The organism is Pseudoalteromonas sp. 1CM17D (assembly GCF_023161805.1).
GTDB classification, from domain to species: domain Bacteria; phylum Pseudomonadota; class Gammaproteobacteria; order Enterobacterales; family Alteromonadaceae; genus Pseudoalteromonas; species Pseudoalteromonas atlantica.
Genome location: NZ_JALNTP010000007.1, coordinates 70,302 through 95,705, shown reverse-complemented (window position 1 = coordinate 95,705; position 25,404 = coordinate 70,302). Strand labels below are relative to the sequence as shown.

Sequence of the window (25,404 nt, the reverse complement as noted above, 5' to 3'; positions counted from 1 at the left end):
TAAGTTTTCTAATTATTAATGTCTAAAATCTGCCATTAGCGCAGGTATGCCTGGCAGCATACCAACAATAGCCATAACGGTGGTTAAAATAACAAACATAATTAGCGGAATAACCCAGCGGCTCATTTTAGTTAAATTAGCACTGCGCTCTTTACAGCCAATTAAGCCTAAGTTATCAAGCAGCATAGTCAGTGACCAACCAAAAGCAGGGTTAACCAAGCTTGAGGCAAACACAACAATAGCGGCCGATTGCGTTGTTTTACCTTCGCGTGTCATTTCCATACCCGCCTCAAGCAGCGGAATAAACACACCTACAATAAGCGCAACACACAGCACAGGTTGCCAAATGGCTAAATCCATTGGGTAGCCCCATAAACCCGCAATAATACAAAATACGGCTGTTAAAATGGCGCCCGCCGGGATAGGGCGTTTAGCAATAGCGGCAGGGACAATGTAAGTCCCCCAGGATGAGGTAAAGTTAGCACCACCGGCCAGCGAGCCAAAGGTTTGTCTAACCGATGCGCTTAGCATGGTGTCGTCTATGTTCATTTGAACTTTTTCAGTGCGTTGCGGGTAACTAATTTTTTGAAATACTTGATGCCCTAAAAAATCCGGTGACCACATAGCGACAGCTAATACCGCAAACGGCAGCACAACCACAAAGCTTTCAAGCGTAGGTAAGCCAAGCATCCAGCCTGTGTTTTCGCCCCACCAATAAGCTGGGTTCATATTTGGTAAGCCCGGCGCGGTATTAAATTCAAACGGCGCACCGAGTGCAAATGCAACCACACCGCCAATAAGGCAGCTAAGCGGCACAGCTAACCAGCGCTTTTTAAAATGCTCAAGTAACGCATACAATAAAATGGTCGCCAAAATAACAATAAATGCGATGTGCGCCATATCAATGGCCTCAGCCCATGCAAACAGCTTTTTAACCTGTGAAATTGTGCCAATAAAGCCTAAATATATAAGCAAGCCCCCGCACACGCCTTTACTGGTTAAGCGTGCCAGCAAGCTCCCTCCTTTGGTTATGGCTAAAATAAAGCCAAAGGCACCAATCAGCAAGCCAAATGCCATAGGATGGCCGCCAGCGGCAACCACAATTGGAATAAGAGGAATAAGTGGCCCATGAGTACCCGCTAAGTTAGCGGTGGGTAAAATAAAGCCCGAAAACAAAATAATAAAAATAGAAACAATCAGTAATTCATAGCGTACGTTTTCTAACACAAACGCATCGCTTAAACCTAGTGGCGCTGCAAAAGTAGCGGCAATAGCACCCACCATAACAACTTTACCAATGGTGCCCGCCATGGCAGGAATTGTGTCTTCAAATTCAAAGCGGTAGTCTCTAAATGGTAAATTAGGCCGCCATCGCTTAGGCTGCATAATTTGCAGCTCGTGCTCTAGGTATTCGTCGCGGGTATTAAACTCTGAACTAGCTCTATGCTTATTTTGATAGCTGTTGGCATCATCTACGTGGGATGCGCTTGTTTTTTCTGGCTCGTTACCCTTTGGGGTTACTGACATAGTCCCTCCTGTTACTCGTTGCTTATTTATTAATACGGCTTTTGTTAAAGCAAATGAATAGTGAAGGAGCAGAGTAGATCAGCTTTTACTCAGGAATGTATAGGCAAAAGGTCGTGTATGGCTTTATTTTATGCTAAATCATTGTGTTGGCATTCTTAAATGTAAAGTATATTTTGTTTAGAATCAGTGTGTTGATTTGTTTTTTATGTGTTCTAATTTGGAGAAACATTGTAAAAACAAGGCTGTTATCCTTTAGTCTAAGCAGTGGTTTATGTATTTTAATTGAACTGAAATAGCGCATCTGCTAGGTTCAATGGTTACTCAAATAATAAGAAATTCAATGCAAATTCAATCTCCTAAATCAATTGGTATTTTACTTGGTACGCTTTACGGCATATTTATGCGGCTGTTTGTGGAGCTGCTTGATACTTATAATTTAAGTAGCCTTGTATCTATTTCATTTATGTTTTTAGTGCCCGTTGCAATTGGCTATATTCGTATTCATTTTGAATTTAAAAGCTCAAATACATTAACTAAAAGGCAAATGGTGACAATTGCTTGGCAGCCAATTTTTGTTTTTTTACTTGTAAGCGTTATTACACTGCTTGAAGGCAGTATTTGTGTGGCAATGGCTTTGCCTGCCTTTATGCTCTTTGCAAGTATGGGAGGTTTACTGGCAGGCTTTATTAAAAACCGCCAAACAAAAAACGCTAACAGGCCTTTACTTTCAATAGTTTTGCTTCCTGTATTGCTCTCACCTATTGAGGTAAATTATTTACACTTATCAAAAACGTATGAAGTCACCAACTCTATAGTTATTGAAGCGCCTATAAACCGTGTGTGGCAGCAGCTTGCAAATGTAAGCACCATAGAGCCACAAGAATTGCCATTTTCGCTTACCCAATTAATAGGTGTACCTAAACCTTTAGAGGCAAATATGAATGCTACGGGGGTTGGGGCTGTTAGAACCAGTAAATGGCATAAAGGAGTTAAATTTAAAGAAGTGATTACTGATTGGCAGCCAAATAAACAGATGCTTTATAGATTTGAGATAGACCCTGATGCTATTCCCGATGACGCACTCGATAAACACGTAAAACTAGGCGGCGAATACTTTTCACCTCTGTATGGTGGGTATGCGTTAAGTGAAGATAAAAGCGGCAATACGATTTTAACTTTAAAAACGACTGTGCAAGATAATACAAATTTTGGTGTTTATTCGCGAATATGGGGTGAAGTGATTTTTCAAGACTTCCATTATTCACTTTTAACATTAATGAAAAACAGAGCAGAAAAGCCACTTGTCGCAGCTATTTCCCATTATTAACTTAAACCGCTATGGTATGAAAAAACTATTATAAGAGTACTTTATGAAATTATTAACGGCAGCAACGTTATTACTTGCCTCATCAGCGGCTATTGCGCGCCCTGCGCCTTTGGTATCTATACCAACACACGATGCGTTTTTTAATAATATAGCTGCGCATTGTGGTAAAGCGTTTGAGGGCAAAGTAAGCGTAGATAACGCAAAAGGCCCAAGCTCATTTGAGAATAAAAAACTAATTATGCATGTTCGTAAATGCACAGATAGCGAGCTACAAGTACCATTTCATGTGGGAGATGATGCATCGCGTACATGGATCATTACTAAAACGGGCAGTGGTTTGAGCTTAAAGCACGATCATCGCCATGAAGATGGCAGCGACGATGCCTCAACTATGTATGGCGGTCATACTCTTGATGCGGGTTTTGCACAAATGCAGTCTTTCCCGGCCGATCAATACTCTAAAGAGTTATTTGTAGCACAAGGGATAGCACAGTCGGCAGGTAATACATGGCAAATGTATATTTATCCTGAGGTATTTACGTATCGGTTAATTCGCCAAGGGCGCGAGTTTAAGGTGGACTTTGATTTAACTAAACCAATTACTCCACCAGCAGCGCCGTGGGGCTACGAAAAATAAACTATTTTTCTTTTTTCTCGGGTGCGTCACATTGTAGTAAAACGTTTAATGGTGGTTGATAAGCGCGTGGTTTAGTAGGAAAACGTTCGTACTCTTGCACGCCTTCAAGCACTTTTAACATAAAGGTTCTGCCGCGGCATAATCTGTCTGCGTGGCGCAGTAAAAACATACTTTGATTAGCAAAGTGTTTGTAGTCGTCTGATTGTATTTCTATTTTATAGTTGTCTTCACCAATTTTGGTTTGGTAGTAATGTACTTTGTTATCAAAGTCGTATGACTTTTCTTTTTCGCCCACTTCTGCAAAGGCGCTCCCTATACCAGAAAAGGCTAGCAATGCAGCGCCAACAACTAAATGCGGTGTGTATAAGCCTTTCATAAAAATGTATCCTTTAATTTGCGAACTTAATACCCATTAATAAAGCATTAAGTGCGATGTATTTAAGTTAAGTCTAACACCCAAAAAGAGAATATGTGATGTTCAAACAAATAAAACAACTGTTTGCCGCTTTTGACGAGCAACAGCCAAGCATAGAGCAGCATGATCTAAAAACAGCGGTTGCTGCGCTGCTTATTGAAGTAATGCGTGCTGATTCTAAGCTCGACCATAATGAACAACACACCCTGACTGCAACCTTAAAAAAATACTTTAATTTAACAGAATCGGAAGTTGATGAGCTCACCAACAATGCCGCTGGTAGCTTAGATGGGGCTATTGATTACTTTCAATTTTCTAAGCAGATTAACGATCACTGCAGTGCGGCGCAGCGCATTGAAATAATTGAGCTATTATGGCGATTGGCGTATGCCGATGGAGAGATAGACCCTCAAGAAGAGTATGTAATACGTAAAGTGGCTGGGCTTTTATATGTAGCGCACACCGATTTTATCGCTGCTAAATTAGCAGCGACACAATCGTAAAAATTAGCTTAATTTACTAGCAACAGAAACGAGCTGCTGCGTTAATACGCTCACTTTTTCTGCAGTGGTTGGGTCGCTAATTTTTCCATCTTCGTCAAATACAGTAAATGCTGATGGGATAGCGAGCTGATCGGCAAGTACTAACGAGCCAATCCCACTTAAAATATCGCGTACATGGTTTAAGCCGCGCAAACCACCCAAACCACCTGGTGATGTAGCAAATAACGCCACTACTTTGTTGCGAAATGCGGGGACTGCGCCTTGTTCAGTTCGCGATGCCCAATCAATTGCATTTTTAAGTGCAGCAGTAATTGAGCCGTTGTACTCTGGGCTTGCCAGTAAAATACCATCAGCATTACGCAGTTTATCTTTTAATAGTTGTGCATCGGTAGGTGTGCCTTGCGCTTCAATGTCTTCGCTAAATAATGGCAAATTTAACTCGGCGAGTGTAATTACTTCCACTTCAGCACCTGTTTGCAGAGCAAAACGAGCTGCTTCGTTAATGAGTTTTTGGTTAAAGCTATCTTTACGCAGGCTACCCGCGAGCGCGATAATTTTTGGTGCTGACATGATTAAGACCTTTTATTAGTTGGGTATGACACTAATGTAGCAAATTTTTGCTTGTAGAAAACCCGAATAAACGCAACACTTATGTGCGTATATGCACATAAGTAGAAGGCGGGTAGCGTGGCAATAAAATTTGACGACTGGCAAGACGTAAAAGTTGCCTTTGAAGTGGCAAGGCTAGGTACTTTGACCGCCGCAGCAGAGGCATTAAGTGTGCACCATAGCACAGTGTTGAGACGCATAAATAACTTAGAGAAAAACTTAAATGTACGGTTATTTCATCGCCATGCGCGCGGATATAAAGTAAGCGAAAGCGGGGCAAAATTATTTGAAACCGCACAAGCGATAGATAACTCACTTGAAGGTTTACATAATGCCATTGCCGCAGCCGATAGTGAACTCAGAGGGAGCTTGTTATTGACTACCGTAAGTGGTTTTATGGATATGCTAAGCAACGTGTGTGAGCAGTTTCAAACATTGCATCCGCAAGTGCAGCTAGAAGTGATTTTAGAGCAAAAGCGCCTAAGGCTTGACCACGGACAAGCTCATATAGCAATACGAGTAGGCCCCAAACCAGATGAAGGCGACTATATAGCGCAGCACTTAGCTAAGCTATCGGCCGGCCTCTATGCCCACAAACGTTATATTGCTAAACACGGCATGCCAAAAACCTTAGAAGACTTAAAGCAGCATAATTTTATATCGGGTATTGCGGGATTTAATGCGCGTGTACCGTACTTTAGCTGGGTTGATGAGTTTATTCCTCAGTCGCAAATTAAATTAAGAGTATCAGAAACCTCAGAAGCGGCGCGCGCGGTTATTAAAGGCTTAGGCATAGGGGGGTTGCACCAAAGCGCGATAGAAAATAACCCCGACGTAGTGCCTATATTGCACGACAAATTACATTGGGAGTTTGACTCTTGGTTGGTTACTCACCATTTAGTACACCGCACCGCGAAAGTACAAGCTTTTGCAGGCTTATTAAAAACCTACTTTAGTAACATGCCACACGTTAAATAGTTTTTTTAACTTTAATGCCTAAGCGTTTGGCAAGCCTAACTAGGTTGGCTCTGTCGAGTTCAAGGGTTCGTGCAGTAGCTGCCCAATTATAATTATGCTGTTTTAATTGCTCGGTAATAACCGTAAATTGCAAAGATTCAACGGCCTGTTTTAAGGGCTGATGATGGGCAATGTGGGCGGTAATTGGCGTGCTAACGTGCGCGTTGTTGTTTGGTTGTTGGGCTAAATCGCAGTGCTCGCTTGTAATTGTTATTATTGGGTTTTGCCACTGGCTTTGTTTAGCTTTTAATGCGCTGCGGCTAATAACATGCTCAAGCTCGCGTACATTACCAGGCCAACTGTATTGGTTGAGCAATACTTGCGCTTCAGTGCTTAGCTTTAATTGTTTAATACCTAATTTACGGGCAGTTTGTTCAATAAAATAACCAGCCAATAAAGTTATGTCGTGCTCGCGTTTATTAAGTGGCGGCACGCTAATAGGGTAAACACTTAGCCGGTGATATAAATCGGCTCTAAAGCGGCCTTGCGCTACCTCATGTTTTAAATCACGATTAGTGGCTGCTATTACCCTTACATCCACATATTTTGGCGTGTCTTCTCCTACTGTTTGTATTTCACCACTTTGCAACACCCGTAATAGTTTGCTTTGCATAGCCAATGGTAGCTCGCCAATTTCGTCTAAAAATAACGTGCCACCATCAGCTAACTGAAACTTACCTTGGCGGGCATTTTGTGCGCCAGTAAATGAGCCTTTGGCGTGGCCAAAAAACTCACTCTCTGCAAGGTTTTCGGGGAGTGAGGCACAATTTAAGTGAATCAGCGGTTGATCTTTTCGGGCAGAATTTAAGTGAATATTACGCGCTACTAGCTCTTTCCCTACGCCCGTTTCTCCTAACACCAATACACTAAAATTAGAGGCTGCAACGAGTTTTATTTCATTTTTTAGCGTTTGCATTACAGGGCTTTGGCCAATAATTTCGCCGCCATCGCGAGTAAGTGCATCACGCGTTAGCGCTTGTACAAGGGCGTTTGAATGCTGAGCATGGTGTTTGTAATGGGCAAGCTCTAGGGCTGTTTTAAAATGCGCACTGCACAGTATTTGTAAGGTGCTGAGTGTATCTGCACTAATACTGCTAAAGGCATTTGCGTTTAAGCTATCGAATGTAAGCACGCCTAGCAAAGTGCTTTTATCGTAAAGGGGTAAGCCTAAGCAAGCATGCACAGGAATATCGCCCGTTTTGGCCAGCAGCAGGCCGTCGTATGGGTCGGGCAGGGGGCAGTCGTGTGCAAACTGTAATGCGTGGTTTGCACTACAAATGGCCGCTAATCGAGGGTGCTCTGCTATTTTAAAGCGCCTACCAAGGCTGTCGGGCATCAGACCTTTGATGGCTAAGGGCTTAAGTTGCTCGCCCTGCACCACAAGTAATGCACTGGCATCACTAGGTATTACACGTTCAACCGTTGCCAATAATTGATCAAAGCTGTGCTCGTGCAGCGTGCTTTGGGCAAGCTCTAAAGCCACTTGGGTAAGGTTGAATTGCTGATTCATGTCAAAATGACCTATTCGTGTTTTTATGATTTAAATTAGAGTGTGTCATAAAGACTCAATTTGTAAAGTGTTTATGTTTAACTTACTGAATATTAGTGTTTTATTTTATTGGCACACTATGTGTAATAGCTAAGTAACGTTAATGGTTGCTGAGGTAGTTATGAACACACTTACACTAAATAATGTAAACAACCAGGTTGAGTTAGGCGCATTTTTTAAATCGCTATTATTTACTGCTAATGCAGTATTAGGGCTTAGCGCTATTTGTATGGTTGTGAGCATTTTAATTAGTTACCCGTACGCAGAGCACTTTTCGATGCAGGTACAAATATCAGCGCATATTAGTACGATTGTAGTGGCAGCTATTTTAAAAGTTAGTTATGTGCTGCGTTGTGTTGCTCAACATGGTTTAGGGCAGGAAGTACGCTAATGCGCCCACTAAATTTAACAGAGCCAATGCCAGCGCACATAGCTATTCATCACGTAACAAAATGGCCGTTATGGATGCTTGCATTTAGACCCTACTTTTTAGCAGGCGGTTTGCTGGCATTTTTATCGATAGGGTATTGGCTACTTATTTTAACGGGCTATGCTAGTTGGCACTTAACCATGCCAGCCACACTTTGGCACGCGCACGAAATGCTATTTGGCTTTGCAGGAGTGGTAGCAGTCGGTTTTTTACTTACGGCGGCACAAACTTGGACGGGCGTTGAAAGTATAAGTGGCAAAGCACTTATGCTACTTACTTTTGTATGGATAAGTGCTCGTTTAGCATTTTTTATAAAGCTGGCTGATTTTGCTAATGCTAATTTATGGCTTGTTACTTTGCTACAGCTAGCATGGTGGCTTGGGGCAATTACGGCACTGGCTAATATGCTATTAACAGCACGCAGTAAAAATAATTACCCGTTTTTAGTTATTTTAAGCGTGTTGTGCGCCCTTAATACTCTTTATTTACTACTTGTTTTAAATAACAACATGCAGCTTGCATTAGCTGTGGTTGACACTGCGGTACTGGTTGTCAGTTTACTGGTCGGCATTGTAGCAGGGCGGGTTATTCCTTTTTTTACAGCTAAAGGCTTAGCGCTTAGCGAGCAAGTACGCACTCCTAATATTGATAAAGCACTGCTGTATTTATCAATATTGGCAATTACTTTATTTTTTATCAGTAAATTATTTTTAAGCTCAATTAGCCCTGCATTCATTGTTGCAATAGTGGCTGTGCTTCACTTAATTCGAGCAAAACTTTGGTGGCATGCAAACGTGCTAAAAGTGCCTTTATTATGGTCTTTGCATTTTTCTTATTTTGCTTTAGGTGTTGGCTTAATGATGATTACACTGAGCTTTTACACAAGCGTAATCCCCTTCAAAGATGCGCTCCACCTTATCACTATTGGCACAATAGGGATGATGATTTTAGCCATGATGACCCGTGTATCACTAGGGCATACAGGGCGTACGCTTAATACACCTAAATATATATCTGTTGCTTTTGCGCTTGTGCTGGTGGCAGCTATTACTCGCTCCATACTCCCTTTAATTATTGCGCCACACTTTGCTTGGCAGATCAGTGCCTTGCTGTGGTTAGTGGCTTTTTTGTTATTTTTAATTTACTGCACACCTATATTAACGCGCCGTCGTGTTGATGGGCGCCGTGGTTAGTTTACCTACAGGACTACATTATGTTATCTGATAAAACCATTGAGATTGTTAAAAGCACTGCTCCGTTAATAGCGCAAGCCGGCACGGTTGTGACCGATCATTTTTATAAGCGACTATTTAGCCATAACCCAGAGCTTAAAAATATTTTTAATATGGCGAATCAAAACACCGGGCGCCAGCAATTTGCTTTGTTTAACGCCTTAGCGGCATACGCTCAAAACATTGATAACTTAGCGGTGTTAAAAGAGGCATTAGCGCGCATTAACCATAAACACACCAGTTTAAATATTTTACCAGAGCACTACCCCATTGTTGGTGCTCACTTAATTGGCACCTTAAAAGAGCTAATACCAGAGCAGTTTACGCCGGATGTAGAATACGCTTGGCGTGAAGCTTACGCACTGCTTGCTGATATGTGTATTACCGAAGAAGCGGCTTTATATGAGCACAGTAAAAATAAACACGGTGGTTGGGCGGGCACGCGCCAATTTGAAATAACCAACAAACAGGTTGAATCAGCACTCGTAACAAGCTTTACACTTACGCCTGTAGATGGCAAAGCGGTGATTACCCATAAACCAGGCCAGTATTTAGGGGTTAAAGTTAAACCGGCGGGCGCTGAATATGAAGAAATTCGCCAGTATTCTATTTCACAAAAAGCCAATGGTAAAAACTACCGTATTAGCGTTAAAAAAGAGCTGCAGCCAAAGCCTGGCATGGTGTCTAATTATTTACACTCACTAGCTCAAGGCGACGTAGTTGAACTATACCCGCCTGCAGGTGATTTCTTTTTACGAAATAGTAAAAACCCAGCGGTACTTATTTCAGCAGGTGTAGGGCAAACCCCAATGCTTGCGATGCTCGAAACGCTATTAAGCGATAACCCTAAGCAAAATATTATGTATTTACATGCGTGCGAAAATACGCAGCAGCACTCATTTGCACACTATTTAAATGAATTAAGTACGGCTTATAACAGCTTGCAAACTATTACGTGGTTTAATCAAAGTAGTGATGGGGCTGATTTTACAGGGTTAATGGACTTAACTGCCATAAAAACACAGTTACCTCTTAAAAATGGCGATTTTTACTTATGTGGCCCCACTGGGTTTATGGCGTTTGTGAAAAGCCAGTTACTGGCACTAGGTGTTAAAAACGAGCATATTCATTACGAAGTGTTTGGTCCGCATCAAGACTTATAAACCAAGTGAAAAACGATAAAGGCACACAGCATAAATGCTGTGTGCCTTTTTAATAGTATTTTATTGTGCTTTACAGCTTACGTTTTTAAGCTCAATAGACATATCTTTTTTTGGATAATAAAGCACGCACTGTTTGTCGATTATTTGTAAAACAAACTTTTCTGGCTTGATATTATGCGCGCCCATTATGGGCATACCATTTGAGTCTTTACTATTCCCATGGCTTAGTAATAACTCGCTGCGTTTAGTAAAAACGGTGTCGGCCAGCGTAACTAGTGTGCCGCCCTTTGCTTTTATAATCGCTTGCTGGAGCGTGGCTATAACGCCTGGGTTTACCTCGGTAAGTAGTGCAGGCTTAGCAGTGGCATTACTCATACTGTTACAGCCTCCAATAAATAATAAGGTTAATATTGCCAGTAGTTTAGCCATTACTTATCCTTATTTAACGTAGGCCAGGTTAAATCCATATTGCCACGGTTAACGTTATTAGGTGCGTTTAAAGGTAATAGCTGCTTGCTATCGCCAGCAGCGCTTTGTACTTGCGTTTTAATACTTGCAGAGGCGGTGCTAACAGGGCACGTGCCGTTATTATCAATATGATAAAGCGCAGTAGAGAGTATCCCTTCGTTTGGATCGCCTAGTTGATTATCAAAGTCGTCACTGACTACACAGCCTTTTACATCAGCATCAAACTGTGGTGTAGGCGTTGGCGTAAAGCCTGCTGCATATTCACCAAACCCTTTACTGTTAATACCGCTAAATTGAATGGTGTAATAGGTGGTGCCACAGTTATGTGTTGGGGTAAAACCGTATGGTTTACCGCAGGTTGTGTCGCCAATGAGCACTACCTCGGCGTCAATGCCTTTTAAGCCATTAATAAAGGCTTCTGAGGCTGAACACGTACCCGCTGTACTAAGCACATACACCTTAGATAGGTTTAAATCGGGGAGGCTTTCGCCAGTGCTAAAAAAAGTTGAGTAATCAATTTCTTCATCTATAAACGGAAAAGGCGACTCTACCGGTTGTTTATCGTTTTGCTGAGTTTGGTAATAAATACGGTTTTGAATGTTGGCGCTGCCCGCCACCATGTAAGCCAGCTGCGAAGAAAGCGCTAATAAACCGCCTCCGTTATATCTAAAGTCGATAACAAGCTCTTCTACGTTATCGGTTTTAAATTTATTAACTGCAGCAATTAAGCCTTCTTGGGCAATACCTATATGGCTATTAAACTGCATGTACCCTACGCTAGTGCCATTTGCAGTGGTAATGGTTTTTACGTTTTGAACCGGCGTTTGCTCTATGTTGCCGGCAGTTACGTTAAATGTTTTTTCAGCGCCATCGTTACTGCGCACAACGATGGTGTGCGAGTCGCCATTAGTGGGGCTAAATAAGCCTTCGTTTAAGGTATCTACGCCTGCTTGTGTGCTGGTATTAATGTTTACGCCATCAACTTCAAGTACGGTATCGCCACGTTGAAAACCAATTTGGCTTGCTGGTGAGTCGTCTTCTAGGTAGGCAACACGTAAAATTCTATCAGCTGGGTCGCCAATAAATGCCCAATTTATACCATAGCCTGAGGTTACACCTGATTGCGCTTCTTGAAAGTAGTCCTCAGAAGGCTCTGAAAAATGAAAATTATCTTTTTTAGCGCCAGAATCGGTTAGTTCTTCGGTTTTTAGTTGGGCAAAATAATTGGCCACTGTAGCAAAGTTTTCAGGGTCGTTATCGGCTATTTCATCATACCAAAGGTAGGTTTCGTCGCTCCAGGAGCGAAGCCAAAGCTTTTCGTAAAGGGCCGAACCGGCTTGGTCAGGGTAGGGCTCATTATTATTAAACGGATCGTTACCTGTGCGTGGGTTTTCGCAAAAGTTTTTTAACTCATCCGATGGCTCAAACACACCTGCCGTCCATGTCGGGGCTGTGTTTGCAGGAGGTGTGACGACTGGGTCGGGCGTTTCATTCATGCTGCTACCACCGCCACAGCCCACAAGCGTTAGGCTTGAAAGTGCAGCAATAATAGCGAGTGTTGCTTTATTATTTTTAAACATACAAAACTACTTTTTGTAAATAAGTTGTTTAAAATACTACAACACCCGCTCATTTATTCAACGTATTCGCCCCTAAATTATGTAAATGAGTGTATACACTTAGGTGTGCTACAGCTTACTTGCGCTGCTTTTATCTGCAAATGCTTGTTTTTGCCAGGCATTAAATAGCTTTTGTTGTTTAGCTGATATTTTTAAGCCGTATGTTTTTTGCATATAGGCGTAGGTGTCGGCAATGCGCTTACGGGCATAAAAAGGAGGCTCTACAACGCGTTGTTTAAAATTAACCTTTACTTGGCAGCGGCCATATTGGGTAGCGTTTTCGCTAAGCATACCAAAGCGATAGTTAGAGCGATCTGCGTTAATTTCGCCAATAGCAGGGGCTAAATTGTTTATATCGGCTTCCATTTTTCTAAATTTAGCACTGACCTTTCGACAGTTTTTACGACCACCGTTTTGCCAGCATTGTAGCTGGTGACCAAATTCCCACGCCGGCACTATATGCTCCCACTCTATACGCAGTGCACGTACATTAACCTTGCCAGAGGAAGTTAACGTATTACGTGGAATATAACCACAGTTGCTAGGGTCGGGGATTAGCTTTTTACCTTGCTTTTTAATGTCGCAGCCGCAGTAAAGGCTTTTGGCGTTTTCGGGTAGGGTTTTAATTAAGTGCCTTTTAGCCGTTGAAAAACGGGTAAATTCTTCACTCGATGCAGAAAAACAAATACAACAAGCCACAAAGGCCAAAATAAATTTAAGCATATCCATCACATACGTGAACTACAGGAGGCGCTAGTCTAAAGTTTTGCTGCTAAAAGATAAAGCCTGAACAAATTTTAATCCGCAATGCTTAGTACACTCTATACTGATATAAAAAATAGCGAGGAGATGACTATGCTAGGTGCTTTTTCAATAAGTTTAACGGTTAAAGATATTAGAGCCTCAAAAGCGTTTTACGAAAAGTTGGGCTTTAGCGAGTTTGCAGGTGAGATAGAGCAAAACTGGCTAGTGATGAAAAACGGTGAGCATTTAATTGGCTTGTTCTCGGGTATGTTTGATAAAAACATGCTGACCTTCAATCCTGGCTGGGATCAAAACGCACAAACCGTTACAGAGTTTAAGGATGTTGATGCGCTTAGCGAATATTTTCAAAACGCTCATATCCAGGTTGAACCTGTGGGTGATAAAAGTTTTATTATTACCGACCCAGACGGCAACCCTATTTTGATTGACCAACACGTGTAAGTTTTTTTAGCCTAACGTTTTGTATTAATAAAATAATACCGCATAAACAAAATAGTACGCTGGTGGCTGCAAAACTGATGAGAAGCGGGTTGTTAAAATCTTCACGCTCGTCGTAATCCATTATGTGTAGCATCCAAAAAAAGTCGAATATGTGCCATAGTGTGCTGCGAACGGTGATAACTTTGCCGTTAATTGCATTTAAATACAGCGTAGTATTAAAGGTGTCGTTAAATTGTACTTGCCACACATTTGTTTTGTATCCCACCTCTCGAGTGCCTTGTTTTAAAAGCGTTGTGCTAATTGGCTTAGCATCGATGAGTAAATGCGCTTGTGCATTAGCGGTAATTTGTATTTTAGTCGGTGGCTGAAAAGGGCGGCCCGTTAAACCATTAAAGCTTTGCTGCTCGCCACTATTAATAACAGTAATAAGCGGGGTCGTTAAAAAGTGCTCAAACACTATTTGCGTGGGGTTAGGCACTTGCGCAGTAATATTATCGAGTGATGTGGGGTAATCTGCTTGAGTAAATGGGTTTGTAAGTGTGCGCTTAGCAAGGTGCTTACCGTGTACGTATTCAAGTGGTATCGCGCTCATTACTAAGCCGCCTAAAAGCCAAGCTAAAATTTGTAAGGCAAGTAAATAGCCTAGCCACTTATGTAGTTTTCGAGCGCGCTTAAATAGTTGTTTTTTCATTTTGTGCTTCTTATTATTTTTAGCGTTAGTGTATTACAGCAGCCCATGCTTTTACTGCGGCATTTTGTCGCAGTTATTCATAAGCTTACTCTAACTTTATAAAAATAATAAAAAGGAGCGATAAAAAATCAGTGAGGCTGTGTTTAATGCTCACGTAAGGCATTTATTAGCCCTTGTTTGCTCATTTTAGAGCGGCCACTAATGCCGAGCTCTTTAGCTTTATTGTACAGCTGCTTTTTAGTGCGCTGCTCATACTTTGAGGCTTTGCCGCCTTTGACAGCGGTTTTATGAGTATTGCTATTAGCAATGCGCGCGGCTTTTTGTTTGCTCATGCCTTCATCTCGCAGCGCATCGTACTGATCGTCGTTTTTAATTTGCGGGCCATGATCTACCATAATTGTCCTCCTGAAGCGGTTAATTACACAGTGTGTGTATAACTTTCATACATAATCGGTAAAATTAAGCGTAACTAGCCTAACCCGTTTTATAAGGCAAATTAGGTGCCAATGGCGCTTAAACAGGTATTTTCTATTAATAAAGCCATGTTTAGCGCTTTGTTGATTTGGTATAAAAGTAAAACTGCGTTAAAGTTTGCGATGAAACTATAAGAGGGTAAAAAGCAGACAATGTCGGAAATTCAATTTTTAAATGTAGATCTAGAGCTTGAGTCTAAACAAGATATTAGCGCCCTGGTGGCAGACTTAAAGAAAAACGCGATGGTTTTGCATTATGACAAAGACGAATATCGTCAATTGGCGCGTATTGAAGCCTCAGGTGATATAACCACGCCAGACAAAGCAATCAACCACTTATGTGAATTAATAGAGTCGTGTTCACGTAATGCGCTTAAGCAGTGGCTAAGCTGTTCGCGCAGAACGTTTGATATAGGCTTTGAGTCGGGCACGTCACCTAAGTGTTTTAACCAAGCTCTACATGCAGATACACTGCTACGCATATCTGCCATTGGCGCTGGTATGGAAATAACGATTTACCCTATCGAAAAGTAGCCATAGTTAATTATTTGCGCTCGACAACCGCTGCGGTCATTTTTGATACGCAGCAAAGCTCGCCGCGGCTATTGGTTATTTTTATTTCCCATACAGAACTGCGCTTACCAATATGAAATGCACGAGTAACGGCGGTTAAAGTGCCATTTCGAGAGGCCTTTAAGTGGCTGGCGCTAATTTCCTGTCCAACACAATAAAATTTTGTAAAGTCCACTACAAAGTTAGCGGCGTAGCTTGCTACGGTTTCGGCAAGTACCACATTTGCGCCACCATGTACCATACCAATAGGGTTATGATGCTCAGGAATAGCAGGCATGGTAGCCACTAGGTAATCATCTCCTATTTCGGTTATTTCTATGCCCATGGTTTTCATCAGCGTGCCTTGGCCGTTTATTCCCTCATCTAACTGTTTGCAAAGCTCTAATGTGATGGGTTGATGCCAAATACTCATAATTACTCCTTTATATTGAAAGCAAATTTATAGCATTTTAAATACTGAACGTCTGTAATTACCTAAAATTTATCCAGGTGCGGAGTATTTAGCTATTTTAAAGCACAATTTAAATTTGCGATTTTTATTTAACTGTATATACTCACAGTTAAATGTACTGTATGGAAAACCAGTTGTATGCGACCATTAACTAAACGCCAAGCTCAAATACTCGAACTAATAAAAGTTTTTATTAAAGACACTGGTATGCCTCCTACACGTGCCGAAATTGCGCAAACACTCGGTTTTAAAAGTGCCAATGCCGCAGAAGAGCACTTAAAAGCGCTTGCCAAAAAAGGTGTTATTAAAATGAAACCAGGCGCAAGCCGTGGTATTCAATTGGTTGAAGAAGAAGAGCCAGAGCAACTAGGGCTACCATTAATAGGTAGAGTTGCAGCGGGTTCGCCTATTTTGGCGCAAGAACATGTTGAGAGTCACTGTAAAATAGACCCACTTATGTTTAAACCAGCCGCCGACTTTTTACTGCGTGTTAACGGCATGAGTATGAAAGATATAGGTATTATGGATGGTGACTTACTTGCCGTACACCGTACTCAAACTGCAGAAAACGGCCAAGTTGTGGTTGCACGAGTAGATGAAGACGTAACCGTAAAACGCCTAGAAAAAGCAGGCCGAAAAGTATTATTACACGCTGAAAACGAAGAGTTTACGCCTATAGAGGTAGACCTTGAAAACGAATCTTTTAATATTGAAGGGTTAGCCGTTGGCGTAATAAGAAATGCCGACTGGATGTAATTTTTAACTATTTTTAAGTAATATCTATAAATGCGCACTTTTTAGTGTGCATTTTTGTTTTAAAAACAAACCTTCCACCATCTCAAAGCGCCCTAAAATTATTTAGGCTGTAAACTTTTTTTCACTCATACTTTTATCTTCCTAAGCGTGTTACATCCCTTAATTTTGCTCGTGTCTTGGCTGTTAAATAACAATTTAATACGCCGTCATTTAGTCAATCTTAAAATATCACTTGATTGTTTTTTATACTAAAACTTGCTTGTTGTACGTTTTTTAGCTAATCATTAATGTGCTGGACTAACAATAACTCACAGCTTTTTAGTTATGAGAACACACAATATACACAAACCTTTTGTTGTCCTAGCGATACCAATCAAAAATAAGATTGGTTAAAAAATAAAAATAACGAATTGGCGTTTAAGCCGTATGCCTCTTCGCTTTGCATTCGCAATAGCATCAAAGGAGCCGTCACATGGGTAAACTGACCTCTACCTTGTGGCTTGTGTTGATTATGTTCCCGCAGCAAGTGCTGGCTAATAGCCAATACAATATGCGCAAGGGCGTAACCGATATAAGTAATAATGTATATCAGCTACACATGACCATATTTTTAATATGTTGTGTGATTGGGGTGATAGTGTTCGCAATAATGTTTTGGGCACTGATTCATCACCGTAAATCTAAAGGGGCAGTTCCTGCCCAATTTCATGAAAGTACCAAAGTAGAAATTCTTTGGACTGCCATTCCGTTTGTTATTTTAATTGCCATGGCAATCCCTGCCACTAAAACCCTCATTGCGATGGAAGATGCCAGTAAGGCCGATTTAACCATTAAAATTACAGGGTCACAGTGGAAGTGGCATTATGAATACATGGGCGAAGACGTAGAGTTTTACTCTATTTTATCTACCCCTCAAGACGAAATAGCCAACCTTGCTAATAAAAACCCTAATTACTTACTTGAGGTTGATAAACCTTTAGTACTGCCAATTAATCAAAAGGTGCGTTTTTTAATGACCTCTGATGATGTTATTCACTCTTGGTGGGTACCCGATTTTGCCGTTAAAAAAGATGCCAATCCGGGGTTTATCAACGAAACGTGGACCAACATTAACGAAGAAGGTATTTACCGAGGACAGTGTGCAGAGCTGTGCGGTAAAGATCATGGCTTTATGCCCGTGGTTGTTGAAGCTAAATCGCAAGAGGACTTTAACGCATGGCTTGCAGATGCTAAGCAAGCTAAGCAAAAAGCCGCACTTGCTGATGCAGCATTGCTTGATACAACAATTCCTAAAGAAGAGCTAATGACACTAGGTGAGCAAGTGTATATGGCAAGTTGCGCTGCGTGTCATCAACCTACAGGTATGGGCTTACCGGGCGTATTTCCTGCGCTAAAAGGCAGCCCCATTGTTTTGGGTGATATAAAAGATCACATTGATGTAGTGATTCATGGCCGCCCAGGAACTGCAATGCAAGCATTTGCAAAGCAGCTCTCAATTAAACAACTTGCAGCGGTAATTACCTATAAACGTAATGCGTGGGGTAATGAAACGGGTGATGTCATCCAACCTAGTGAAATTCAGGCAGCACTTGATGCGGAGGCGAACTAATGAGTAGCATAGTAGAACAACCTAACGCCAATGACGCTCACCACGGCCATCACCCAGCCAAAGGTTTTAAACGTTGGTTATACACAACAAACCATAAAGATATTGGCAGCATGTACTTAATTTTTTCGCTGACTATGTTTTTAATTGGTGGTGCAATGGCCATGGTTATTCGGGCTGAGTTATTTCAGCCAGGATTACAATTGGTAGACCCACACTTTTTTAACCAAATGACCACAGTACACGGTTTAATTATGGTGTTTGGTGCTGTAATGCCAGCCTTTACGGGACTTGCTAACTGGATGGTACCGCTCATGATTGGCGCGCCAGATATGGCACTGCCCAGAATGAACAACTGGAGCTTTTGGATTTTACCCTTCGCTTTTTTAATTTTATTGGCCTCGTTATTAATGCCTGGAGGCGGCCCCGCATTTGGCTGGACGTTCTATGCGCCGCTTTCAACAACGTACAGTAACGATAACACCGCAATGTTTGTGTTTGCAGTGCACATTATGGGGATTAGCTCAATTATGGGCGCAATAAACGTTATTGTGACCATTGTTAATTTACGTGCCCCAGGCATGACATGGATGAAGCTACCATTATTCGTTTGGACATGGCTAATAACCGCATTTTTATTAATTGCTGTTATGCCCGTATTGGCCGGAGCGGTCACTATGGTGCTCACCGATAAATACTTTGGAACCAGCTTTTTTGATGCGGCAGGCGGCGGCGATCCGGTGATGTTTCAGCACATATTTTGGTTTTTTGGCCATCCCGAAGTGTACATCATGATTTTACCCGCCTTTGGTATTATTTCGACCATAGTGCCTACATTCTCACGTAAAAAACTATTTGGTTATGCCTCAATGGTTTACGCAACCTCCTCTATTGCATTACTGAGCTTTATAGTGTGGGCGCATCATATGTTTACGACCGGTATGCCCGTTGCTGGCGAGCTATTTTTTATGTACGCGACCATGCTGATATCGGTGCCTACAGGGGTAAAAGTATTTAACTGGGTAGCCACTATGTGGCGAGGGTCAATAAGTTTTGAAGTGCCCATGCTATTTAGTATTGCCTTTATTGTGCTGTTTACTTTAGGGGGCTTTTCGGGGCTGATGTTGGCTATAACCCCTGCTGATTTTCAGTATCACGATACTTACTTTGTGGTGGCGCACTTTCATTACGTGTTAGTTACGGGGGCAATATTTTCGATTATGGCGGGGGCTTATTATTGGCTGCCTAAGTGGACGGGCAACATGTACAACATGGCCTTGGCTAAGTGGCACTTTTGGTTGTCGCTGGTAAGCGTAAATGTATTGTTTTTCCCTATGCATTTTGTAGGGCTGGCAGGCATGCCGCGCCGTATTCCCGATTACGCCCTGCAGTTTGCTGATTTTAACGCAATCATAAGCATAGGTGGGTTTGCCTTTGGTTTATCGCAGTTACTCTTTGTGGCGGTGGTAATTAAATGTGCCAGAGGGGGCGATAAAGTCCCTGCAAAAGTATGGGATGGTGCTGAAGGTTTAGAGTGGGAAGTGGACTCTCCTGCGCCGTATCATACTTTTTCTACGCCGCCGGAAATTAAATAATGACACATGCACCGCTATTAAAGCGCCTAATTCTTATTTGTATAGGTATGTTTGCTTTTGCATTTGCCTTAGTGCCCTTATATGACGTGTTTTGCGACATAACTGGGCTTAATGGCAAGCCATCACTTGAGCAAGCTAAACAAAGTACACAGGTTGCACAAAACCGAGAAATAGGTGTGAGCTTTACAACCCATGCGCAAAGTGGTGCGCCGTTTATTGTTAAATCTAAAGAATACAGTGTTGATGTGAAACCAGGTGCCATGCGAGAGGTAATGTTTAGCGCAAAAAACACCAGTGATATTGATAAAGTAATGCAAGCGGTACCTTCTGTATCGCCCGGAAAGGCAGCCAAGTACTTACATAAAATAGCGTGCTTTTGCTTTGATCAACAACCCCTAAAAGCGGGTGAAGAGCTTGAGTTTAAGCTGCTTTTTTATGTTGATACCGCACTGCCGAGCGATGTAGAAGAGCTAACTTTATCGTACACCGTATTTGATATTAGTGAGCAGCTAGTAGCAAGTAATAACTAGCCTGCATGTCTAGTGTAAAACTAGGAGCAAGTAACATGAATCAAGATTATGAAAACTACTACGTACCCGAGCAAAGCCCGTGGCCCATAGTGGGCGCGGTGGCGTTATTTTTTATTGCAGTGGGTGCGGCTTTAACAGTCATGAACTTAGAAAGTGAAGGGGGCAGCGGTGTGTACCTGCTATATGCAGGCATTGCAGTGCTGCTGTATATGATTTTTAGCTGGTTTAAAAATGTAATTAGCGAGTCTGACCAGGGCTTATATTCAGCGCAAATGGACCGCTCATTTCGACAAGGAATGAGCTGGTTTATATTCTCTGAAGTTATGTTTTTTATGGCCTTTTTTGGCGCATTATTTTACGCCCGCATATTGTCGGTGCCTTGGCTTGGCGGCGCTGGGAATAATACGATGACCAACGAGGTGCTTTGGCCTACCTTTGAGGCCGTATGGCCACTACTAACCACACCAGCAGGTGAAACCACGCAAGCTATGGGGTGGCAAGGCTTACCCCTTATTAATACGCTTATTTTATTAGCGTCTTCGGTTACTTTGCATTTTGCTCACGTAGCCATTGAAAACAATAAACGTAAACCGCTAAAAGTGATGCTGGGGGCAACCATTTTATTGGGTGTGTGCTTTTTAGCATTGCAGGTAGAAGAATATATTTATGCCTACAACGACTTAAACTTAACACTAGATGCAGGCATTTACGGGAATACATTCTTTTTGCTGACAGGTTTTCATGGCATGCATGTGACCCTTGGCGCCATTATTTTGTTTGTTGTATTTGTGCGTATTTTAAAAGGCCACTTTACGAAAGATAAACATTTTGCGTTTCAAGCAGCGGCTTGGTACTGGCATTTTGTTGATGTGGTGTGGCTGTGTTTATTTGTTTTTGTGTATGTGTTGTAACGGCTAATGGTGAGTGATTAGCCTTTATAAAACCAAGTTTTACAGCGGCTATCACCATCACCAAAACCACCACAGAAAACAGCACGCGACGGCCTAAAAAATGCGACATAGGCCGACCGCCAGATTTATCGGTCACCATAATAAATAGCGCTCTAAACAAGTTGAAAAGTATAAATAGTAACAGCAGCACAATAATAATTTTAATAATCACTGGGTTGACCCTTTATGCAGTTAATTTTAAGGCGTAAACAAAAGCTTAGCTCATTTATCGCACTTTGCGTTGTGGTAGCTGTGGTGCTGGTATGTGTACGTTTAGGGTATTGGCAATTAGCAAGGGCTGAGCAAAAGCAGCAACAGCTAACAGCTATAGCTAACATGCAAACCCAAGGCGTAATGAGCTGGCAGCAATTACAGGCAATGCCTTCACAGTGGAATAAAACAGGTGTAGTGGTTGAGCTTGTCGGAAAAATAATAAATCAGCAATACTGGCTTTTAGATAACCAAGTTTACCAAGGGCAAGTTGGTTACGATTTATTGGTGTTATTTAAGCCAAGCCAAGCAAGTGACGCTTTACTCGTTAATTTAGGGTGGGTAAAAGCACCTATTTCACGCAGCGAACTACCTAACATTCAACTTCCTAAACGTAATATTACGCTTAAAGCGCAGATAAAAGAGCGAAATTTAACGAGCTTTAACTTACAAACCAATTCGACAAAACAAGACCTTCAAAAACGAATCCAATCAATAGATTTACAAAAGCTCAGTGAGCAGAGTAATCAATCGTTATTTAATTTTATGGCTTATCGTCAAGGTGCTGGAGATGCGCTAGCTATACCGCATTATAAAGCGGTGGTGATGAGTCCGCAAAAGCACCAAGTGTATGCAGTGCAATGGTTTTTAATAGCCTTAGCCTGTGTAGTGGTGGCCATTTTTGCCAGTAAAAAGAGGACTAACAATGAAAAATAACCCCTTAGTTTTGTTTGTTGTATGTTGCGCTGTACCGCTAGTACTTGCATACGGTGCGCTAAAACTAGACTGGTTGCCGAGCGCCATTACCAATAATGGCGAGTTTTTACAGCACGAAGTAAAGCTTGAAAACTGGCAGCAGCATAACCCTAAGCAATGGACAATTGCGCTTAATTACTCCAATAAATGTAATGCTTCGTGCAATGAGCAGCTCAATGCGCTTGATAACTTATATATCGCCTTAGGAAAAAATCAGGGCAAAGTTGATATGGCTGTAATGGGGGCGCCTAAAGTTAAAAATATTCCTTGGAAAACCTTTAACGCGCAACAAAATTTGCAGCCCGCTAGCCTATATTTAATCGATCATATGGGTTTAGTGGTGCTTGAGTATCCGTTTAAAGAGCAACCACAAGAAAACCGTTTAGTGCAAAAAGGTTTATTAAAAGATTTAAAAAAACTACTTAATTATTCTCGTTCAAGCTAATTAATAGCGCATTGTTAATGGGAGATTCCTATGTATAAAAATTATAAAAACTGGGTACTTGCAACGGGGTTACTTGCGCTGTTAGTAGTAGGGCTAGGTGCTTATACACGTTTAAGTGACGCAGGTCTTGGTTGCCCTGATTGGCCCGGTTGCTATGGCTTTTTAACTGTACCAAAGCATGAAGCCGATATCGCACTGGCTACCCAAAGTTACCCAGATATGATGTTTGAAACCGCCAAAGCGTGGAAAGAAATGATCCACCGTTACTTTGCAGGCGCGCTGGGGTTGCTTATTTTAGCGCTATTTGTGTTGGCTTTTGTAAAGCGCCATTACTCAAACACGCCGGTTAAATTACCGCTAGCCTTATTGTTGTTAGTTATATTTCAGGCTGCGCTGGGTATGTGGACCGTTACAATGAACTTACAACCGCTCATTGTAATGGGGCATTTGCTGGGGGGATTTAGTATTTTATCGCTAATCACTCTTTTATACCTGCGTTTAACTACTAAACCCATAGAGGGTGGAGATAGTAGCGCTAAAGGCTATTTTTCATTGAGCTTAGTTGCATTGGCTGTGTTGGTTATTCAAATTGCATTAGGTGGGTGGCTTGCAGCAAATTATGCAGCGCCACACTGTAATGGCTTACCGCTGTGTAGTTATGCGCAGCCATTTTCACTCAGTAGTGTGTTTCAGCTGCCGCTTGAGCACAGTAATTATGAGTACGGAGTGCTATCGCAACAGGCGCGTATGTCTATTCATCTACTACACAGAATTTGGGCGCTAGTTACATGTATTGTGTTGGCGCTAATTATGTGGCGTATATACAGTCAGGCGCAATCTGCAAAAATAAAACACTGTACTGTCAGCGTGCTTGTTGCGCTACTTTGCCAAATTAGTTTGGGGCTTGCAGTGGTGCATTGGCACTTTCCGCTTGGAGTAGCGCTGGCGCACAATTTAATGGCAGCTATCTTGTTATTGACTATGGTTAGGTTGTGTTACTACTTAAAAGCACGCACTTAAAGGGGAATAATTATGGCACTCACACTCGACAAAAAAGAACTACAGGTTATTAGCGCACACCCTTTTATTCAACGTGCTTATAATTTACTGCAAGATTACTTAGCTATTAGCAAGTTTAAAGTAGTGGCTATGTTGGTACTTACTGCCTGGGTTGGCTTGGCACTGGCGCCTGATGTAGGGCGAGGCATTGCAGTACAATTTATTAGTTTATTAGGCATTGGTTTGCTCTCTGGCGCTGCGGCGGTAATAAATCATGTTGTTGATAGCGAAATAGATACAAAAATGGCGCGTACACGCCACCGCCCTGTAGCCAAAGGCCGGCTTAGTAAAACCCATGCGCTAAGCTTTGCAGGCGTGATAGGGGTTGCTGGTTTTATAATGCTAATGCTTTGGGCAAACACCCTAACAGCCGTACTTACTTTGTTTGCATTAGTTGGGTATGCTTTTATTTATACCTCTTTTTTAAAGCGTGCCACACCGCAAAACATTGTGATTGGTGGCTTGGCTGGGGCAATGCCTCCTTTATTGGGCTGGGTTTCTGAAACCAATCAAATGGCAGCCGCGCCATGGTTACTAGTAATGATTATATTTACGTGGACCCCACCGCATTTTTGGGCACTGGCAATAGCACGCAAAAGCGATTACGAACGCGCTAAAATTCCTATGTTGCCAGTGACTCACGGTATCGACTTTTGTAAAACGTGTGTTGTGGCTTACACCATATTACTGGCGCTTGTATGTGTATTACCTTATTTAATTGGTATGTCGGGCGGCATTTATTTAGTCGGCGCATGTGTGCTCAATGCACTCTTTTTGTATAAAGCGGTTAAGCTTAAATTAGCCCCTAGCGATGACACCGCAATGGACTTATTTCGCTTTTCAATTGTGCATTTAATGGTACTCTTCGTGATCTTATTTATAGATAAATGGCTCCCTTTATGAAGCAGTTACGGATTAGCTTAGTTGTAATTTTTTCGTTTTTATTAGTCGCTTGCTCAGAGCAAAATAGTGCACCCGATGTGCAAGCCTTAGTGTATGAGCAAGCAAAGCCTCTTTCTGATTTTACACTTAACGACCAAAACGGTGAGTTAGTCACCAAAGCGCAATTTTTGGGGCAGTGGAACTTAGTGTTTTTAGGCTATACCAGTTGTCCAGATATTTGCCCATTAACGCTTGCTAAACTAAACAGCGTGTATAAAAAGTTACATAACGAATACCCACTGCAAATTTGGTTTATGTCGGTAGACCCTCAACGCGATACGCCGGAAAAACGCAAAGCGTATATTGATTATTTTAACCCTGACTTTTTAGCTGTTTCGGGTGAGCACAAAAACCTATTCCCGGTGGTTAGAGAGCTTGGTCTAATTTATGCCATTAGTGACTCGCAAGAATCAGAATATGCGGTCGATCATAGTGCTTCGGTGGCTTTAGTTGATGCAAATGGAGCGGTAAGAGCCATATTTAAGCCTGAATTCCAACAAGGAAATGTGCCCCTTATTAATACCACTCAACTTATTAGCGAATTTAAACAAATAGCGGATTACTATAAAAACTAGTTTTAAACTTTTCACGCATTTTAAAAGGAGCTTAGGCTCCTTTTTTGCTTTTTAGCGCCACTTTTAAAAGTTTTATTAATTTTTTTGAGC

The 25,404-nt window shown here is 41.8% G+C and carries 29 protein-coding genes and 1 pseudogene; 19 read left to right on the top strand and 11 right to left on the bottom strand.

Features of this window, described 5'->3' with window-relative positions; translation table 11 throughout:
- Positions 1-15 precede the first annotated feature (15 nt).
- The gene (locus MSC25_RS13315) at positions 16-1,527 is read right to left on the bottom strand and encodes a DUF3360 family protein (RefSeq protein WP_248443698.1); all 1,512 of its coding nucleotides are present in this window, start codon (positions 1,525-1,527) and stop codon (positions 16-18) included.
- A gap of 340 nt (positions 1,528-1,867) precedes the next feature.
- On the opposite strand from MSC25_RS13315, the gene MSC25_RS13310 reads away from it, so the two are divergent.
- Both MSC25_RS13310 and MSC25_RS13305 read left to right on the top strand, forming a co-directional pair.
- Positions 1,868-2,854, top strand: coding sequence for a hypothetical protein (locus MSC25_RS13310; RefSeq protein ID WP_248443697.1), 987 nt, complete (start codon positions 1,868-1,870; stop codon positions 2,852-2,854).
- 43 nt (positions 2,855-2,897) lie between these two features.
- Entirely contained in the window at positions 2,898-3,491 is a 594-nt protein-coding gene (locus MSC25_RS13305; RefSeq protein WP_029773333.1) for a hypothetical protein, read from the top strand.
- 1 nt (position 3,492) lies between these two features.
- On the opposite strand, the gene MSC25_RS13300 is transcribed toward MSC25_RS13305, so the two are convergent.
- Positions 3,493-3,867 carry a hypothetical protein gene (locus MSC25_RS13300; RefSeq protein WP_004589382.1) on the bottom strand — a complete coding sequence of 125 codons (375 nt, stop codon included), beginning with the start codon at positions 3,865-3,867 and terminating at the stop codon, positions 3,493-3,495.
- Positions 3,868-3,965: 98 nt separating this feature from the next.
- Between MSC25_RS13300 and MSC25_RS13295 the strand changes: the two genes are divergently transcribed.
- Positions 3,966-4,409: a TerB family tellurite resistance protein gene (locus tag MSC25_RS13295; protein ID WP_248443696.1), complete on the top strand. Its 444-nt coding sequence runs from the start codon at positions 3,966-3,968 to the stop codon at positions 4,407-4,409.
- A gap of 3 nt (positions 4,410-4,412) precedes the next feature.
- Here the strand turns inward: MSC25_RS13295 and MSC25_RS13290 are convergent, their stop codons facing one another.
- Entirely contained in the window at positions 4,413-4,979 is a 567-nt protein-coding gene (locus tag MSC25_RS13290; RefSeq protein ID WP_029773331.1) for an NAD(P)H-dependent oxidoreductase, read from the bottom strand.
- A gap of 117 nt (positions 4,980-5,096) precedes the next feature.
- Here MSC25_RS13290 and MSC25_RS13285 point away from each other — a divergent pair, with 117 nt between their 5' ends.
- A complete protein-coding gene (locus MSC25_RS13285) occupies positions 5,097-5,996 on the top strand; it encodes a LysR family transcriptional regulator (protein ID WP_248443695.1) in 900 nt (299 codons plus the stop codon).
- Here the strand turns inward: MSC25_RS13285 and norR are convergent.
- On the bottom strand, positions 5,989-7,545 hold the full coding sequence (gene norR, locus MSC25_RS13280; RefSeq protein ID WP_248443694.1) for a nitric oxide reductase transcriptional regulator NorR: 1,557 nt from the start codon (positions 7,543-7,545) through the stop codon (positions 5,989-5,991). The genes MSC25_RS13285 and norR overlap by 8 nt on opposite strands.
- Positions 7,546-7,705: 160 nt before the next feature.
- Between norR and MSC25_RS13275 the strand changes: the two genes are divergently transcribed.
- The 3 genes and pseudogenes from MSC25_RS13275 to hmpA form a co-directional block, all read left to right on the top strand.
- Entirely contained in the window at positions 7,706-7,975 is a 270-nt protein-coding gene (locus MSC25_RS13275) for a hypothetical protein (RefSeq protein ID WP_054983355.1), read from the top strand.
- Positions 7,975-9,207: an NnrS family protein gene (locus MSC25_RS13270; protein WP_248443693.1), complete on the top strand. Its 1,233-nt coding sequence runs from the start codon at positions 7,975-7,977 to the stop codon at positions 9,205-9,207. Before MSC25_RS13275 ends, MSC25_RS13270 begins: the two co-directional genes overlap by 1 nt.
- Positions 9,208-9,218: 11 nt before the next feature.
- Positions 9,219-10,409: pseudogene (gene hmpA, locus MSC25_RS13265) on the top strand (NO-inducible flavohemoprotein); the annotation flags it as partial.
- Positions 10,410-10,469: 60 nt separating this feature from the next.
- On the opposite strand, the gene MSC25_RS13260 reads toward hmpA, so the two are convergent.
- The 3 genes from MSC25_RS13260 to MSC25_RS13250 form a co-directional block, all read right to left on the bottom strand.
- Complete coding sequence (locus tag MSC25_RS13260) at positions 10,470-10,838, bottom strand: hypothetical protein (protein WP_248443691.1); 369 nt, start codon at positions 10,836-10,838, stop codon at positions 10,470-10,472.
- Positions 10,838-12,457: a S41 family peptidase gene (locus tag MSC25_RS13255; RefSeq protein ID WP_248443690.1), complete on the bottom strand. Its 1,620-nt coding sequence runs from the start codon at positions 12,455-12,457 to the stop codon at positions 10,838-10,840. Before MSC25_RS13255 ends, MSC25_RS13260 begins: the two co-directional genes overlap by 1 nt.
- 108 nt (positions 12,458-12,565) lie before the next feature.
- Positions 12,566-13,225: an endonuclease gene (locus tag MSC25_RS13250; protein ID WP_248443688.1), complete on the bottom strand. Its 660-nt coding sequence runs from the start codon at positions 13,223-13,225 to the stop codon at positions 12,566-12,568.
- A 126-nt stretch (positions 13,226-13,351) separates the two neighbouring features.
- Between MSC25_RS13250 and MSC25_RS13245 the strand changes: the two genes are divergently transcribed.
- Positions 13,352-13,702, top strand: coding sequence for a VOC family protein (locus MSC25_RS13245; RefSeq protein WP_054983318.1), 351 nt, complete (start codon positions 13,352-13,354; stop codon positions 13,700-13,702).
- Here the strand turns inward: MSC25_RS13245 and MSC25_RS13240 are convergent.
- The gene (locus MSC25_RS13240; RefSeq protein ID WP_248443687.1) at positions 13,677-14,393 is read right to left on the bottom strand and encodes a hypothetical protein; all 717 of its coding nucleotides are present in this window, start codon (positions 14,391-14,393) and stop codon (positions 13,677-13,679) included. The two genes, MSC25_RS13245 and MSC25_RS13240, sit on opposite strands and share 26 nt — an antisense overlap.
- Positions 14,394-14,536: 143 nt before the next feature.
- Complete coding sequence (locus tag MSC25_RS13235) at positions 14,537-14,791, bottom strand: Rho termination factor N-terminal domain-containing protein (RefSeq protein WP_024033916.1); 255 nt, start codon at positions 14,789-14,791, stop codon at positions 14,537-14,539.
- Between the two features lie 228 nt (positions 14,792-15,019).
- On the opposite strand from MSC25_RS13235, the gene MSC25_RS13230 reads away from it, so the two are divergent.
- Positions 15,020-15,400, top strand: a complete 381-nt coding sequence (locus tag MSC25_RS13230; RefSeq protein WP_004589368.1) for a hypothetical protein — start codon at positions 15,020-15,022, stop codon at positions 15,398-15,400.
- Between the two features lie 10 nt (positions 15,401-15,410).
- On the opposite strand, the gene MSC25_RS13225 is transcribed toward MSC25_RS13230, so the two are convergent.
- On the bottom strand, positions 15,411-15,851 hold the full coding sequence (locus MSC25_RS13225; RefSeq protein ID WP_004589367.1) for a hotdog fold thioesterase: 441 nt from the start codon (positions 15,849-15,851) through the stop codon (positions 15,411-15,413).
- 177 nt (positions 15,852-16,028) lie between these two features.
- Here MSC25_RS13225 and lexA point away from each other — a divergent pair, with 177 nt between their 5' ends.
- The 5 genes from lexA (at position 16,029) to MSC25_RS13200 (ending at position 21,288) form a co-directional block, all read left to right on the top strand.
- A complete protein-coding gene (lexA, locus tag MSC25_RS13220) occupies positions 16,029-16,646 on the top strand; it encodes a transcriptional repressor LexA (RefSeq protein WP_004588213.1) in 618 nt (205 codons plus the stop codon).
- A gap of 472 nt (positions 16,647-17,118) precedes the next feature.
- The gene (gene coxB, locus MSC25_RS13215; RefSeq protein ID WP_138579335.1) at positions 17,119-18,255 is read left to right on the top strand and encodes a cytochrome c oxidase subunit II; all 1,137 of its coding nucleotides are present in this window, start codon (positions 17,119-17,121) and stop codon (positions 18,253-18,255) included.
- A complete protein-coding gene (gene ctaD / locus MSC25_RS13210; protein ID WP_248443686.1) occupies positions 18,255-19,847 on the top strand; it encodes a cytochrome c oxidase subunit I in 1,593 nt (530 codons plus the stop codon). The genes coxB and ctaD overlap by 1 nt, the downstream gene beginning before the upstream one ends.
- Entirely contained in the window at positions 19,847-20,377 is a 531-nt protein-coding gene (locus tag MSC25_RS13205; RefSeq protein ID WP_004588216.1) for a cytochrome c oxidase assembly protein, read from the top strand. Before ctaD ends, MSC25_RS13205 begins: the two co-directional genes overlap by 1 nt.
- A 35-nt stretch (positions 20,378-20,412) precedes the next feature.
- Positions 20,413-21,288 (top strand): cytochrome c oxidase subunit 3, encoded by an 876-nt coding sequence (locus MSC25_RS13200; protein ID WP_248443685.1) that lies wholly within the window; start codon positions 20,413-20,415, stop codon positions 21,286-21,288.
- On the opposite strand, the gene MSC25_RS20350 is transcribed toward MSC25_RS13200, so the two are convergent.
- Positions 21,188-21,499: a DUF2909 domain-containing protein gene (locus MSC25_RS20350; protein ID WP_085065488.1), complete on the bottom strand. Its 312-nt coding sequence runs from the start codon at positions 21,497-21,499 to the stop codon at positions 21,188-21,190. The genes MSC25_RS13200 and MSC25_RS20350 overlap by 101 nt on opposite strands.
- Positions 21,500-21,513: 14 nt before the next feature.
- On the opposite strand from MSC25_RS20350, the gene MSC25_RS13190 reads away from it, so the two are divergent.
- The 5 genes from MSC25_RS13190 to MSC25_RS13170 are packed head-to-tail and all read left to right on the top strand — an operon-like array spanning position 21,514 to position 25,314.
- Positions 21,514-22,254, top strand: coding sequence for an SURF1 family protein (locus MSC25_RS13190; protein WP_248443684.1), 741 nt, complete (start codon positions 21,514-21,516; stop codon positions 22,252-22,254).
- Complete coding sequence (locus MSC25_RS13185) at positions 22,244-22,738, top strand: hypothetical protein (RefSeq protein ID WP_004588220.1); 495 nt, start codon at positions 22,244-22,246, stop codon at positions 22,736-22,738. The genes MSC25_RS13190 and MSC25_RS13185 overlap by 11 nt, the downstream gene beginning before the upstream one ends.
- Positions 22,739-22,768: 30 nt before the next feature.
- Complete coding sequence (locus tag MSC25_RS13180) at positions 22,769-23,758, top strand: COX15/CtaA family protein (protein WP_024033913.1); 990 nt, start codon at positions 22,769-22,771, stop codon at positions 23,756-23,758.
- A 12-nt stretch (positions 23,759-23,770) separates the two neighbouring features.
- The gene (gene cyoE / locus MSC25_RS13175; RefSeq protein WP_024033912.1) at positions 23,771-24,700 is read left to right on the top strand and encodes a heme o synthase; all 930 of its coding nucleotides are present in this window, start codon (positions 23,771-23,773) and stop codon (positions 24,698-24,700) included.
- On the top strand, positions 24,697-25,314 hold the full coding sequence (locus MSC25_RS13170) for an SCO family protein (RefSeq protein WP_248443682.1): 618 nt from the start codon (positions 24,697-24,699) through the stop codon (positions 25,312-25,314). The genes cyoE and MSC25_RS13170 overlap by 4 nt, the downstream gene beginning before the upstream one ends.
- Positions 25,315-25,404: the final 90 nt, after the last annotated feature.